Annotated in this window: 14 protein-coding genes and 2 pseudogenes; 7 read left to right on the top strand and 9 right to left on the bottom strand. The window is 67.8% G+C overall.

The annotated features are described in order from the left end of the window. A pseudogene (locus A5695_RS27065) lies at window positions 1-247 on the bottom strand (molecular chaperone HtpG); the annotation flags it as partial. On the opposite strand from A5695_RS27065, the pseudogene A5695_RS01555 reads away from it, so the two are divergent. Both A5695_RS01555 and A5695_RS01550 read left to right on the top strand, forming a co-directional pair. After that, a pseudogene (locus tag A5695_RS01555) lies at window positions 239-949 on the top strand (molecular chaperone HtpG); the annotation flags it as partial. The pseudogenes A5695_RS27065 and A5695_RS01555 sit on opposite strands and share 9 nt — an antisense overlap. A gap of 102 nt (window positions 950-1,051) precedes the next feature. Continuing rightward, window positions 1,052-1,267, top strand: coding sequence for a hypothetical protein (locus A5695_RS01550; protein WP_068077351.1), 216 nt, complete (start codon window positions 1,052-1,054; stop codon window positions 1,265-1,267). A gap of 5 nt (window positions 1,268-1,272) precedes the next feature. Here A5695_RS01550 and A5695_RS01545 read toward each other — a convergent pair whose 3' ends face one another. Continuing rightward, window positions 1,273-1,794, bottom strand: coding sequence for a hypothetical protein (locus A5695_RS01545; protein WP_197515319.1), 522 nt, complete (start codon window positions 1,792-1,794; stop codon window positions 1,273-1,275). Then, a complete protein-coding gene (locus A5695_RS30140) occupies window positions 1,785-2,033 on the bottom strand; it encodes an excalibur calcium-binding domain-containing protein (RefSeq protein WP_082945786.1) in 249 nt (82 codons plus the stop codon). The genes A5695_RS01545 and A5695_RS30140 overlap by 10 nt, the downstream gene beginning before the upstream one ends. 107 nt (window positions 2,034-2,140) lie before the next feature. On the opposite strand from A5695_RS30140, the gene A5695_RS01540 reads away from it, so the two are divergent. Beyond that, window positions 2,141-3,154: a TIGR03617 family F420-dependent LLM class oxidoreductase gene (locus A5695_RS01540; protein ID WP_068077350.1), complete on the top strand. Its 1,014-nt coding sequence runs from the start codon at window positions 2,141-2,143 to the stop codon at window positions 3,152-3,154. Between the two features lie 3 nt (window positions 3,155-3,157). On the opposite strand, the gene A5695_RS01535 is transcribed toward A5695_RS01540, so the two are convergent. Beyond that, window positions 3,158-3,910 (bottom strand): sensor domain-containing protein, encoded by a 753-nt coding sequence (locus A5695_RS01535; RefSeq protein WP_068077348.1) that lies wholly within the window; start codon window positions 3,908-3,910, stop codon window positions 3,158-3,160. Window positions 3,911-4,047: 137 nt separating this feature from the next. On the opposite strand from A5695_RS01535, the gene A5695_RS01530 reads away from it, so the two are divergent. Beyond that, the gene (locus A5695_RS01530) at window positions 4,048-4,422 is read left to right on the top strand and encodes a VOC family protein (protein WP_068077345.1); all 375 of its coding nucleotides are present in this window, start codon (window positions 4,048-4,050) and stop codon (window positions 4,420-4,422) included. Here A5695_RS01530 and A5695_RS01525 read toward each other — a convergent pair. Then, window positions 4,414-5,301: a DMT family transporter gene (locus A5695_RS01525; RefSeq protein WP_068077343.1), complete on the bottom strand. Its 888-nt coding sequence runs from the start codon at window positions 5,299-5,301 to the stop codon at window positions 4,414-4,416. The two genes, A5695_RS01530 and A5695_RS01525, sit on opposite strands and share 9 nt — an antisense overlap. A gap of 81 nt (window positions 5,302-5,382) precedes the next feature. On the opposite strand from A5695_RS01525, the gene A5695_RS01520 reads away from it, so the two are divergent. Then, window positions 5,383-5,970, top strand: a complete 588-nt coding sequence (locus A5695_RS01520; protein ID WP_068077374.1) for a TIGR03086 family metal-binding protein — start codon at window positions 5,383-5,385, stop codon at window positions 5,968-5,970. Window positions 5,971-6,047: 77 nt separating this feature from the next. Here A5695_RS01520 and A5695_RS01515 read toward each other — a convergent pair whose 3' ends face one another. Further along, on the bottom strand, window positions 6,048-6,440 hold the full coding sequence (locus A5695_RS01515) for a hypothetical protein (protein WP_068077341.1): 393 nt from the start codon (window positions 6,438-6,440) through the stop codon (window positions 6,048-6,050). A gap of 193 nt (window positions 6,441-6,633) precedes the next feature. Between A5695_RS01515 and A5695_RS01510 the strand changes: the two genes are divergently transcribed. Beyond that, window positions 6,634-7,809, top strand: coding sequence for a thiolase family protein (locus tag A5695_RS01510; protein ID WP_068077339.1), 1,176 nt, complete (start codon window positions 6,634-6,636; stop codon window positions 7,807-7,809). Window positions 7,810-7,824: 15 nt separating this feature from the next. On the opposite strand, the gene A5695_RS01505 is transcribed toward A5695_RS01510, so the two are convergent. Next, window positions 7,825-8,379 (bottom strand): hypothetical protein, encoded by a 555-nt coding sequence (locus A5695_RS01505; RefSeq protein WP_082945783.1) that lies wholly within the window; start codon window positions 8,377-8,379, stop codon window positions 7,825-7,827. Between the two features lie 163 nt (window positions 8,380-8,542). Here A5695_RS01505 and A5695_RS01500 point away from each other — a divergent pair, with 163 nt between their 5' ends. Further along, entirely contained in the window at window positions 8,543-9,286 is a 744-nt protein-coding gene (locus tag A5695_RS01500; protein ID WP_068077337.1) for a 3'(2'),5'-bisphosphate nucleotidase CysQ, read from the top strand. Window positions 9,287-9,388: 102 nt separating this feature from the next. Here A5695_RS01500 and A5695_RS01495 read toward each other — a convergent pair whose 3' ends face one another. Both A5695_RS01495 and A5695_RS01490 read right to left on the bottom strand, forming a co-directional pair. Next, entirely contained in the window at window positions 9,389-10,294 is a 906-nt protein-coding gene (locus A5695_RS01495; RefSeq protein WP_068077335.1) for a haloalkane dehalogenase, read from the bottom strand. A gap of 91 nt (window positions 10,295-10,385) precedes the next feature. Then, window positions 10,386-11,528 (bottom strand): MalY/PatB family protein, encoded by a 1,143-nt coding sequence (locus A5695_RS01490; RefSeq protein ID WP_369830145.1) that lies wholly within the window; start codon window positions 11,526-11,528, stop codon window positions 10,386-10,388. Between the last annotated feature and the right edge of the window lie 213 nt (window positions 11,529-11,741).

Here is an 11,741-nt window from a genome sequence, read left to right as displayed (position 1 = left end):
CGATCCCCACGTTCTCGGCGAGGGTGGTGGCCTCCTCGTCGCTGTGCGTCGAGGCGAATGAAGATATCTGCAACAGGGTCTCGCGGTTGTCGAAGTCAGACAGCAGCCCCTCTTTGACGACTCGGCCGAATTGCGTCCAGAAGCCGCGGTAGTCGTCGGGCCGCTCGGACTGCAGCTCCTTGATGGTGGACAGCACCTTCTTGGTGAGCCGCCGGCGGATGGCCTTGATCTGCCGATCCTGTTGCAGATATCTTCATTCGCCTCGACGCACAGCGACGAGGAGGCCACCACCCTCGCCGAGTACGTGGAGCGCATGAAAGAGGGGCAGGAGCAGATTTTCTTCGCCACGGGGGAGACGCGGCAACAGATCCTGAAGTCGCCGCACCTGGAGGCCTTCAAAGCCAAGGGATACGAGGTCTTGCTGCTCACCGATCCGGTCGACGAGGTCTGGGTCGGAACGGTCACCGAGTTCGACGGAAAGCCGCTGCAGTCGGTCGCTAAGGGCGAGGTGGACCTGAGCTCCGAAGGCGAAGAGAGCGAGGCCGAGCGCGAGGAGCAACAGAAGGACTTCGCCGACCTGCTGACCTGGATGAAGGAGACGTTGAGCGACCACGTCAAGGAAGTGCGGCTCTCCAGCCGGCTGACGGACTCGCCCGCCTGCCTGATCACCGACGCCTTCGGCATCACCCCGGCGCTCGCGCGGCTCTACCGTGCGTCCGGGCAGGACATCCCGGTCGGCAAGCGGATTCTCGAGCTCAACCCGAACCACCCGCTGGTGACGGGCCTGCGTGAGGCGCAAAAGAAGGCGGAGGGTGACGCGGCGCTCGCCGCGCTCGCCGAGACCGCCGAATTGCTTTACGGCACAGCGCTTCTCGCCGAAGGGGGTGCGCTCGACGATCCGGCCCGGTTCGCCGAGCTGCTCGCCGACCGGCTGACCCGCACCGTGTAGCCCGGGATTTGCCACGTTGGCGCCAGGGCGTCCGCGGTCGGCCTGGCGCGCAAATGGGACATTGGCGGATTGAAAACCCGCTCGCAGGGATAACCACATCCCATGGCCGAGTTTCGCGTCATCGACCCACATGGGCGCGTCGTTGCGACGAAGGATTTTGCCAGCGCGGAGTCCGCACACGCGTGGTTCATCCATTCGGTCGGCGGCAGCACCGAGCTTGGCTGGCGCATGGAGGTCGACGACGACGGCCAGTGGGCCAACTTCGACGACACGCAGGGATTCACCGCCCCGGTGAGCCACCGCCCCGGAAAAAGCTGATCCGGTTAGGGCCCGACGACAAAGCAGCGGCCGCTGCCGCTGGTGAACAACACCTCTTGAACCGCGGACGGCGCGACGGTGGGAAAGCCGAACCGATGCACCTGTTGGTCGCCGGCGATGTCGGCGTCCTGCGACTCGGTGGTGCCGTCCTTCTTGCGCACCAGCGCGGTGACCTTGTCCGGGTGCGGCGGGCTCTGCGGGTCGCGGAAGTACCACACCTCGATCCCGGCGCCCGAGGAATCGCCGCGCCACCCGTCCGCGTAGTAGCACGCCGGATTGCCCTCGGCGTCCGGAGGCGGTGGCGGGCATATCGATAGCCCCACGCACGCCGGCGTGCTGGTGGCGGGTGACGCGCTGGACGGGACGGTCGAGCTGGGCGGCGTCGACGGATTCGTCGTGCTCGAATTGGACGCATTCGGCGATGCGGTGTGCTGCGAGCCGCAAGCCAGGAGGCCGGCACAGGCCACCGACACGACGGCGACCAACCGGATCACCGCAGGCGTCGAGCGCGCCGAGGTCAGTGGCATACTTCGCACGCGATGCCGTCGCCGTCGCGATCCAGGCCGGCGCGGTAGCCCGGCTGCCCACGGTAGATCGGAGCCACGCCATCGGCGCACGCCGCCTTGCAGTTCGGGTAGTAAACGCTGGCGCCCGTCGTCGGCGCGGGTGAAGGCGAGGTCGTAGTCGATGGGGAGGCCTGGGCGGCCCCGGGTGCTCCCGCAATCCCCACGGCAATTGCTCCAGCGATGAGCCATCCACGAAGCATGTTGGCGAGCCTCCTGTTAGGGAATCGGGTTTTGGTTGCTGACAACCAAAGAGCTAACACCGTGACGCGGTCGCCCAGCAAGAGGCGAGTCCACGTAGGCTCCGCTCATGCGCGTCGACGCGATGACGGTCCCGCAGCCGCTACACCAGATCGGCGACCTCGCCCGGCGAACGCAAGCCGCGGGTTTCTCCGGTTTGTTGTTCACCGAGACGGGCCGCACCGCCTATCTCAACGCCGCCGTGGCGTCGCAGGCCGCGCCCGGCCTCGAGTTGTCCACCGGTGTGGCGGTGGCCTTCCCGCGCAGCCCCTTCGTCACGGCGGCCACCGCCTGGGAGCTTCAGGAAGCGACCGGCGGGAACTTCCGGCTGGGTCTGGGCACGCAGGTGCGCACCCACGTCGTCCGCCGCTACGGCGTGGCGTTCGAGCGGCCCGGACCGCGCCTGCGCGACTACCTGTTCGCGGTCAAGGCGTGCTTCGCCGCGTTCCGCTCCGGGACGCTCGATCATCACGGCGACTTCTACGACCTCGACTTCATCACCCCGCAATGGAGCCCGGGGCCGATCGACGCGCCCGACCCGAAAGTCGATATCGCAGCGGTCAATCCGTGGATGCTGCGGATGGCGGGCGAGGTGGCCGACGGGGTGCACGTGCACCCGCTCGGCGAGCCCGGCTACATCGCCCGGCACGTGTTGCCGAACGTCGCCGACGGGGCGGCGAAGGCGCGACGTTCCCCGGCCGACATCGCGGTAATCGTGCCGGTGATGACGATCGTCGGTGACACCGACGAGGAGCGCGACAAGCAACGAGAAGTCGTGCGCGCCAGCATGGCCTTCTACGGCAGCACCCCCAACTACGCATTCATCTGGGACCAGGCGGGGTTCGAGGGCACGACTGCCCGGATCCGCGAGCGTCAGAAGGCCGGCGACATGGCGGGCATGGCAGCCCAGATCAGCGACGACCACATCGGTGTGTTCGCGACCGAGTCGACGTGGGACGGGCTCGCCGACGCGTTGGTCGACAAATATGCCGGAAAGGCCATGCGCCTGGTGCTTTACAACGCCGTGGGCGATCCGGAGCGGTTCGAGCGGTACGGCGAGGTGGCACGTCGAATACGGCAGTGACAGCTACTGCTTGGCGACCTTCCCGGCGATCTGATTGGCGATGTTGACGCCAAGGTCTCCCGCGTCCTTGCGGCACGCGTCGACGTCGACGACGACATTGCTGCGGACGGTCAACGCGCGCTGACACGGGACGGTTAGGTTCACGCCGTTTCGGCTGAAGGTCAGCGTGACGGTTGTGCTCAGCACCCCATTGGCGTTGGAAATCGGTCCGACCTTCCACTGCAGTTCGGGGTGGGTGCCGTCGGCGGGTACGGTGTCCAAGCGGTTGGCGCAGGCGGGCCATTGCTGGGACGAGGTGGTGAAGAACGCGTTCGCTTGGTCGGGCGCGGGGAACAGCACGACAAACTGGTACACGTCAGGGCTTTCCAGCTCATCCGCGCCCGGGGGCGTGGGTGCGAGGTCGTGATAGCCGTAAACCGCCGTATAACCGCTGTCCGCGTAAACGGGTGCCAGTGCCGCGTGGATGGCGTACTTGCATTCGGCGGGCAGCGTGTAATCGCTGCGCTTGACGGCATCTTCTTCCAGCGCGGTCTTTGGTGGGTCGCTGGACGTGCCCGTGACCCCCAGCACCGTGTCGATATCGTTCGGGCTGAGCATGAGGTCGGGCAGCTGGGCCTTGGTAAGGGGCGTGTTGGCAGCAGCCGCGGTGCTGCTGGTCGACGACGACGAGGAGGCGGCGCCCCCGCCGTCGTGGCCGCAGCCGGCGAGCAGTAGTCCGACGGCGGCGATGGCGACTGAAGCTGTCAGCTGGCGCATGTCGAGTGCCTTTCCTGCCTAGGCAAGCCTTTTCGCGCACCCCCAGCGCGCCCCCTATTCAGAAGTTGGTCCGATGCAGCGTACTCCCGCGGACGGGTGCCGCGAGGGAGTTCGGGGACAAGCGATATGTTCGCGGCGTGACCGCAGTCCACTTCACCTCGGTAGCGCCGATCGTCCCGGTACGAAATCTCGACGTCGCCCTGGATCGCTACCGACGACTGGGCTTCGCTGTGCGCGCGTACGACGGGCCAGACCGCTACGGGTTCGTCGACCGCGGATCCGTATCCATGCATCTCACCGAATGGAACGAGCACGACCCGTTGCGCACTGCCGCAAGCGTGTACCTCTACGTCAGCGATGCCGATGTGCTCTACGCGGAGTGGGCTGCACTGGAAGACCTTGCGGGCCGCCTGGTTCCACCGCAGGACACTCCCTATGGTCTGCGCGAATTCGCCTACGTCGATTCGGACGGCACCGCTCACCGGGTCGGCTCGCGCATCCGATCAGCCTGATACCGAGGGCGTTTCGTCGTCCGGCTTGGCCCCGACGGCCTGGCTGTGGGCCAGTGCGACCGTCGCCGCCGCCATCACCGCGACCGACAGGCCCAGTGCCACCAGGCCGATGTCGTTGGTGCGCAGCGTCTCACCGAGTACGGTGACGCCGAGCGCCGACCCGACGACGGGCTCGGCGACGGTGACGGCCGGAAGCGACGCGGTGAGCGGGCCGGCCCGAAAGGCGGACTGCTCCCAGGCCGTCGCTGCGATGGCCACCACCACCCACACGTACATCTCGGGCAGGCGCAGCAGGCCGGGAATGCCGCGGTCCAGCTGGTCGACCACACCCTTCGTCAGCACCGAAAACAATCCCCACAGCGAACCCGACATCAGACCCAGCAGCAGCGCGCCGACCGTGCCGGGGAACATGCGCGCGCCGATCACGCACAGGATCAGCGCCGGACCCATGACCAACACCACGATGGTCCAGGTATGCACAGACCCTCGCGGCGTCCCCTCCTGGGGGTCGCCGACCGTCACAACCACCGCGACCGCCGCCGCCAGCAATACGGCCCAAATAGCCTGCCGCGGCGTGATTCGCCGGTGATTCGCCCGTGCGCTGATCAGCAACGCGAACAGCAAGGACGTCACCAACAGCGCCTGCACCAGCACCACCGAACCCAGGTCCAGCGCCGCGGCCTGCAATCCGAATCCGCCGGCGGCCACCAGGCTGCCCGTCCACCATTGGCGATCGCGCAGGAGCTGGCGGAACAAGGCCATGGTGCCAACCGGCTCGTCGGTGACCTGTTGGGCGGATCGCTGCTGGATGACGTCTCCGATACCGACCATCAGGGCGGACGCGACCGCGAGGATCGCCGCGACATCCGTCTTGCTCAAGCGGACCTCCTGTGTAACGCGCGATGCGACCCTAGACTTTCTGGACGGTACGCGACACGGCGTTTCGAGGGGATGCACGCCATGAACGACACGAACTCCCGGATCGGCGTGCTGGCCACCGAGGCAATCGGATTGCTCATCGACGCCGTCGACCAGATTCCCCCGGAGCGGTGGGACCAGCCGTCCAACCTCGAGGGCTGGAGCGTGCGCGAGCTGGTTGGCCATGTCACCGGCAGCGCCGCGAAAGTCGTGACCCTGGTCGAAGACGGCGAGCTGTGGAACCGCCCGTCGCAGCCTTCGGACTGGATATGCGACGACCCGGGCCGGCGGCTTCGCGAGCTGGCAACGCGGCTGGAGGGCGCACTGCCCGGCGCCGACCTCGACGGGCCGCGGACATCGCCCGAAGGTGAGGTTCCGCTGCGGCGGGCGCTGACCTATCCGGTGTCGGACCTGGCCATGCACGCCTGGGACATCCATCGCTCGCAAGGGCGGCTGATCGAGCTGCCCGCGCACCTAGTGGGGCTGTGTCGCGGGCTGGTGGGGTCGGTGCCCGAGCACCTACTGCGGCGGCCGGGCGGCTTCGGACCGGCCCAACCCGCCCCGGTCGATTCGACGCCGACCGCACGGCTCATGGCGTACCTGGGCCGCTCGGTCGACGTCGGTCCCTGAGTTGTCCTGCGGCACAGGCGTTCACAGGGTGGCACCAGTCCCCGCGCCTTCACGGCTGCGGGGCATGTGACCGGGCTTCAGCTGTTGCGGCTGATCTTGAGAGCGGTGGTGATCATGGGGATCTGCAGGGGCAGTCGGGCCAGGGCGGCCAGCCGCATCGGCCAGGGCTTGTTCCACCACAACCGGCACATGTTGACGTTGGCCGGAAACACGCCGACGAACAACACGGCCGCGGCGCGCGCGGCCAGTCGCCGGGTGCGTCGCGGCAGCAACGCCGCGCCGATGCCCACCTCGGCCACTCCCGACGCGTAGGTGTAGAAGCGGGCGCTTCCGGGCAGCTCGGCGGGAACGATCGCGTCGAACGGTTTGGGCGCCACGAAGTGCAGCGTCCCCACGCCCAGGAGCATCGCCGCGACGCGGTAGGCGGTCAGCTCGGTGGTGTCACGCACGGCGACTGGTCTGGTTGTCATCGGCCCATTGTGTCCTGTCACGCGCGGACGGCATCGGTGTAGCGGATGATGCCGCGGACGTTGCGGTCCTCCAGGAACCTGCTCAAGGTGAACTTAGGCTAGTTACTATTGGCCATACGGTATCTGTTACGATTCGCGTCATCTGCTGACACCCGCGCTGCCGACCGCAGCCAGACCGTTCGAGGTTGAGAGCATGGCTATACCCGTCATTGTCGGAGCGGTTCGGACGGCGATCGGCCGGTCCTTCAAGGGCACGCTCGTCAACACACCCCCCGAGACGCTGATCACCACGGTACTTCCGGAGGTGGTGCGCAGGTCCGGCGTCGACCCGTCCGCCATCGACGACATCATCTTCGCCGAATCGCACTACGGTGGCGGGGATTTGGCGAGGTACGCCGCCACCGCGACCGGCATGGAGGACATTCCCGGCCAGTCGGTGAACCGGCACTGCGCGGGCAGCCTGACCGCCATCGGCAACGCCGCGGCCCAGATCGGCTCCGGGATGGAACGCGTGCTCATCGCCGGCGGCGTGCAGTCGCTGTCTATGACGCCGCTGACCAACTGGCGGATCCCGGGCCCTGAGCTCAAGTTCGAGGAACGCTGGATGCCCCCGACGCACGTCGAGAGCCCAGACGCGCCCGCCAAGGACATGTCGATCACGGTGGGCTGGAACACCGCGCAGGCGGTCGGGATCACGCGCGAGGAGATGGACGCGTGGGCGGCCCGGTCACATCAGCGCGCCATCGCGGCCATGGACGCGGGCAAGTTCGTCGACGAGATAATTCCGCTGAAGGTCACCCAGTTCGACGGTTCGGTCACCGAGTTCTCCGTCGACGAGCACCCTCGCCGGGACACCACCGTGGAGAAGCTCGCAGGGCTCAAGGTGCTGCACCCGGAGATCGAGGGTTTCTCGATTACGGCGGGCAACAGCAGCGGCACCAACGACGCGGCCGCGGCCGTGGCCCTCGTCGACCGCGACTACGCCGCCGCCGAGAACCTCAACGTCATGGGCACCGTCCGGGCGTGGGCCGCCGCGGGTGTCGCCCCCCGGGACACCGGGCTGGGGGCCGTCAAGGTCATCGGCAAAGTCCTACAGCGGGCAGGTCTGTCGGTCGACGACGTCGCGCTGTGGGAGATCAACGAAGCGTTCGCGTCGGTGCCGATCGCGGCGTGCCGCGAGTACGGCATCGACGAGGGGAAGGTGAACTTCTCCGGTAGTGGCTGCAGCCTCGGCCACCCCATCGCGGCCTCGGGTGCGCGCATGGTCACCACACTGGTCTACGAGCTGGCCCGCCGCGGCGGCGGCATCGGCGTCGCGGCCATGTGCGCGGGCGGTGGCCAGGGCGGCGCCGTGGTGATCGAGGTCTAGGGGCGATCGCGAGCGCTAATTGCAATACGTGTAGCCGATGAATTGGGTGCCGCGCGTGTCGCCGCTCGAGTAGTTGGCGAAGTGCACCGCCGGCTGCCCGTTGTACTCGGCGTTCATCTTCTGCACGGTCGGCGGGGGAACACCCTTGGGAAAGGCCAGGATCATGTCGGCGAAGATGTTCAAACCGACCTGGCAGATGGCCTCGCGCCGCGGCGGCTGCGGGTTCCACGCGTGGACGATTACCGGCTCGGTGAGCTGATACCCGGCCGCACAATTCGGGTCGCAGACCTTGAAGACGGCCGTGCCGGTGCCGTCGGCGCCGTGCGGACCCCACGAACTCCACGACATGTCTTGCAGCGCAACGGCGACGCTCGCACAGCCCAGCACGTTCAGCCGCTTCGGCCGCTCGACGGGCGGAACCGACAGGTTGTAACAGCCCGGGATCGCGAAGATCTGCGGTGGTGCCGGCTGGGCGGTGGGAGGCTTGGCACCCTGGTCACCCTGGCTCAGTCTCAGCGCCCCAAAGGCCAGGATGCTGCCCAGCGCAAGCGCAGAGACGATACCGATCACGATCAGACGCCCCCGTGGAATGCGTCCCAACCGACTCAAAAAAGGAACGTTGCCCCCGCTCACGATCAACAGATTACGGCCGGATCGTTCCTCGAGGGGGGCTGCCCGGCGGGCCCGCGATGGCAGGGTAAAGTTGGTCAACACTGCCAACTTAAGGATTGTGATGGCCCTGCAGCTGACGGATGACCACGAACTGGCCGCGCGGTTGGCCACCGAAGCAGGGCGGCTGTTGCTCACGGTCCGAGAAGAGTTCGCAGACGCGGCAGCGAGCGAGCGGAAAGCTGCGGGGGACAAGCGATCCCACGATTTCCTGATGGCGGCGCTCGCCGACGAGCGGCCCGACGACGCGGTGCTGTCCGAGGAGGGTGTCGACAATCCGGTCCGGCTGCGTTCGGAGCGGGTGTGGATCGTGGATCCGCTGGACGGGACACGGGAATTCTCCGAGCTCGGCCGCGATGACTGGGCGGTGCACGTCGCGCTGTGGGAGGCCGGAGAGCTGGTCGCCGGCGCGGTGGCGCTGCCGGCGCAGGAGATCACCCTGGCCACCCCCGAGGTCGACTCGCCGCCCGCCGCGCCGGGCAAGCCGCGCATCGTGGTGTCGCGCACCCGGCCGCCGGCCATTGCGTTGACCGTCCGCGATGCCCTGGACGGGGTGCTGGTGGAAATGGGCTCGGCCGGGGCCAAGGTTGCTTCGCTCGTCCAGGGGTTGTCCGACGTGTACGTGCACGCCGGCGGCCAATTCGAATGGGACTCGGCCGCGCCGGTGGCCGTGGCCCGAGCGGCCGGCCTGCACACCTCCCGCATCGACGGCTCCGCCCTCGCCTACAACCGTTCGGATCCCAAATTGCCGGATTTGGTGGTCTGCCGGCCCGAGTTGGCGGAAGCGGTATTGGCCGTCACGCGCTAGCTCAGCCCGCCCGTCTATCTTTGGGCGGCAAGGGATTTCGAGTTCCTTCGTCGAAATCGACGTTGGCGCAAGGACTACGAGTGAGCCGCAAGCCGGTGTCGATCAGCGCAGCGCTTGCTGCCAGGACAGAATGCGTTCGGCCAGTTCGGGTCCGGAGTCTTCCTGGATGAAGTGACTGGCATTGATGCGGGCGTGTGGCTGGCCCGCGGCGCCGGGAATGTGCTTGAGCAGGGGACGGTCGGCGTGGCCGAGGATCGGGTCGCGGGCCCCGAAGATGGCCAGGCAGGGTTTCTCCCATTGGCCCAGTGCCTTCCACGCGGCCCTGTTGGCGGGGATCGCCGGATCGCCCGGTGAGGTCGGCACCAACTGCGGAAAGGCCCGCGCACCGGCCTGATAGGTCTTGTCGGGAAACGGCGCGTCATAGCCCGCCCGGACCCGCGCGGAAACGCGGCGCACGGTCCCCGCCGACACGATGCGGCCCGCGGGCAGCACTGGGGAGTAGCGCGCGAACGCGCGCCAGGCGTAGAAGGCGGGCGGGGTGCGTCGGTCGGCGGTAGGCAGGAAGCCGTTGGCCACCACGAGCCGTGCGATGCGGTCACCTTGTTCGGCGGCGATGCGCAACCCGATCAGCGATCCCCAGTCCTGCACGAACAGCGTCACGTCCTTGAGGTTCAGCCGCTCGAACCACGACGTCACCCATTCGACGTGCCGCTGATAGGTGTAGTCCTCGATCCGGCCGGGCTTGTCGGAGCGGCCGAAGCCGATCAGGTCGGGCGCGAGCACGCGGTTCCCGGCGTCGGCCAGCGGCTGAATCATCGTCCGGTACAGGTAGCTCCAGGTGGGCTCCCCGTGCAGCAGCACGATCGGCGCCCCGTCGTCAGGACCCTCGTCCAGAAAGTGCATGCGCAGCGGCCGGGTGTCGCTTGCGGCGACGTCAACGTAGTTCGCTACGAACGGGTAGCCCTCCAGGTTTTCGAATCGGGAGTCCGGGGTTCGTAGCACATGCATATTCAGCTCCTCCGGTGGGCGGGCGCCTCTGCTAGCCTCTCGCGACAACGTGAGTTCGTCTAGTGGGAGATTTACTGGGCTGGATTCCCGCCTAGTGGGCGTCGACGAGAGCCCCGCCCATCCGCGACACGGCCTCGGTGAGGATGGACCGCGAGGTCGCGAAGTTCAACCTGACATGGCCGGCGCCGCCGGTTCCGAAGACGTGACCGGAACTGAGCGCCACCCGAGCGTGGTCGAGGAACCACCGGGCAGGCCCGGACAAGTCGGCAACCACCGCAAGGCCCGTGACGGCCTCTTCGGCAAATCCGAGCTCTCGGCAATCCAGCCAAGCGAGATAAGTCCCTTGCGGCCATTGATATTTCACCCCCGGCAGATGCTCGGCGACCAGGTCACCGAGCAGCGTCCGGTTTTCGTCCAGGCCGCGCAGCAGTGCGTCGAGCCAATCGCCGGCGGTTCGGAACGCTTCGGCGTGGGCGATGACGCCGAAGTGGCTCGGCCCGTGGCTGACCTCCTCGGGCATCTGGTGCAGGTCCGCGACCGCCTCCCGTCCGGCGACGGCCAGCGCCGCCTTGAGGCCGGACAGGTTCCAGGCCTTGGAGGCCGACGTCAGGGCGAAGGCGTTCTCCGCGCCGGGCACCGTCAGGAACGGGGTGAACCGCGCGCCGGGCAAGACGACGGGCGCATGAATCTCGTCCGACACCACCCGGACACCGAACCGGCGGGCCAGCTCGGCGACGGTGCCGAGTTCCTCGGCCGTGTGCACCGTCCCGGTGGGGTTGTGCGGATTGCACAGCAGGTACGCGGCCTTCCCACCTCCCGCGCGGGCGCGCGCGAAGGCTTCCGCCAAAGCGGCGGGATCGATTCGGCCTCCAGCATCCAGCGGCGCCTCGATGATCCGGCGCCCGTCGTGCGACACGAACGCGTAGAACGGCGCATACACCGGCGGGTTGACGATTACCGCGTCGCCCCGGTCGGTGACCAGGCGCAGCACCTCGACGGCGCCGAGCATGACGTCCGGGACGATCGCCGTGCGGCTGACCTCCAGGTCGTGCCATTGCCAACGATGCGAGGCGAATTCACTGACCGCTTCGGCGAATACGGTGCCGCACGGGTATCCGGTGTCACCGATGTCGATGGCCCGGCGCAGGGCGTCGGCCACCGTCGGGGCGAGGTTGACGTCCATCTCGGCAACCCACAGCGGCAGCACGTCGTCCGGGTACGCGCGCCACTTCATGCTGGTGCGCAGCCGGAGCTGTGGCAGCGCGACTTCCTCGAGTGGGTTAAACGTCACTCGGGCAGACTAAGTGGCGAACGCGTGCTATGGAATCGTGAGGGGTAGGTCGACCACACCAACGCGCCGCGGGCGCACACCGCAAGCGTGCGCGGCTGGGCGCGCCTGCCCGCCGTCACGGGCTGACCGGCTTCTTTCTGGCTCGAGTGTGCGGCT

The sequence above is a fragment of the Mycobacterium sp. E1747 genome (assembly GCF_001667775.1).
GTDB lineage: Bacteria > Actinomycetota > Actinomycetes > Mycobacteriales > Mycobacteriaceae > Mycobacterium.
This window is presented reverse-complemented; position numbering and strand designations above follow the sequence as displayed.

What these genes read in the sequence shown, in the direction of transcription:
- A5695_RS01550 (WP_068077351.1), top strand. Translation starts at nt 1,052, where the DNA reads ATGGCCGAGTTTCGCGTCATCGACCCACATGGGCGCGTCGTTGCGACG.
- A5695_RS01545 (WP_197515319.1), bottom strand. Translation starts at nt 1,794, where the DNA reads ATGCCACTGACCTCGGCGCGCTCGACGCCTGCGGTGATCCGGTTGGTC.
- A5695_RS30140 (WP_082945786.1), bottom strand. Translation starts at nt 2,033, where the DNA reads ATGCTTCGTGGATGGCTCATCGCTGGAGCAATTGCCGTGGGGATTGCG.
- A5695_RS01540 (WP_068077350.1), top strand. Translation starts at nt 2,141, where the DNA reads ATGCGCGTCGACGCGATGACGGTCCCGCAGCCGCTACACCAGATCGGC.
- A5695_RS01535 (WP_068077348.1), bottom strand. Translation starts at nt 3,910, where the DNA reads ATGCGCCAGCTGACAGCTTCAGTCGCCATCGCCGCCGTCGGACTACTG.
- A5695_RS01520 (WP_068077374.1), top strand. Translation starts at nt 5,383, where the DNA reads ATGAACGACACGAACTCCCGGATCGGCGTGCTGGCCACCGAGGCAATC.
- A5695_RS01515 (WP_068077341.1), bottom strand. Translation starts at nt 6,440, where the DNA reads ATGACAACCAGACCAGTCGCCGTGCGTGACACCACCGAGCTGACCGCC.
- A5695_RS01510 (WP_068077339.1), top strand. Translation starts at nt 6,634, where the DNA reads ATGGCTATACCCGTCATTGTCGGAGCGGTTCGGACGGCGATCGGCCGG.
- A5695_RS01500 (WP_068077337.1), top strand. Translation starts at nt 8,543, where the DNA reads ATGGCCCTGCAGCTGACGGATGACCACGAACTGGCCGCGCGGTTGGCC.
- A5695_RS01495 (WP_068077335.1), bottom strand. Translation starts at nt 10,294, where the DNA reads ATGCATGTGCTACGAACCCCGGACTCCCGATTCGAAAACCTGGAGGGC.
- A5695_RS01490 (WP_369830145.1), bottom strand. Translation starts at nt 11,528, where the DNA reads ATGAAGTGGCGCGCGTACCCGGACGACGTGCTGCCGCTGTGGGTTGCC.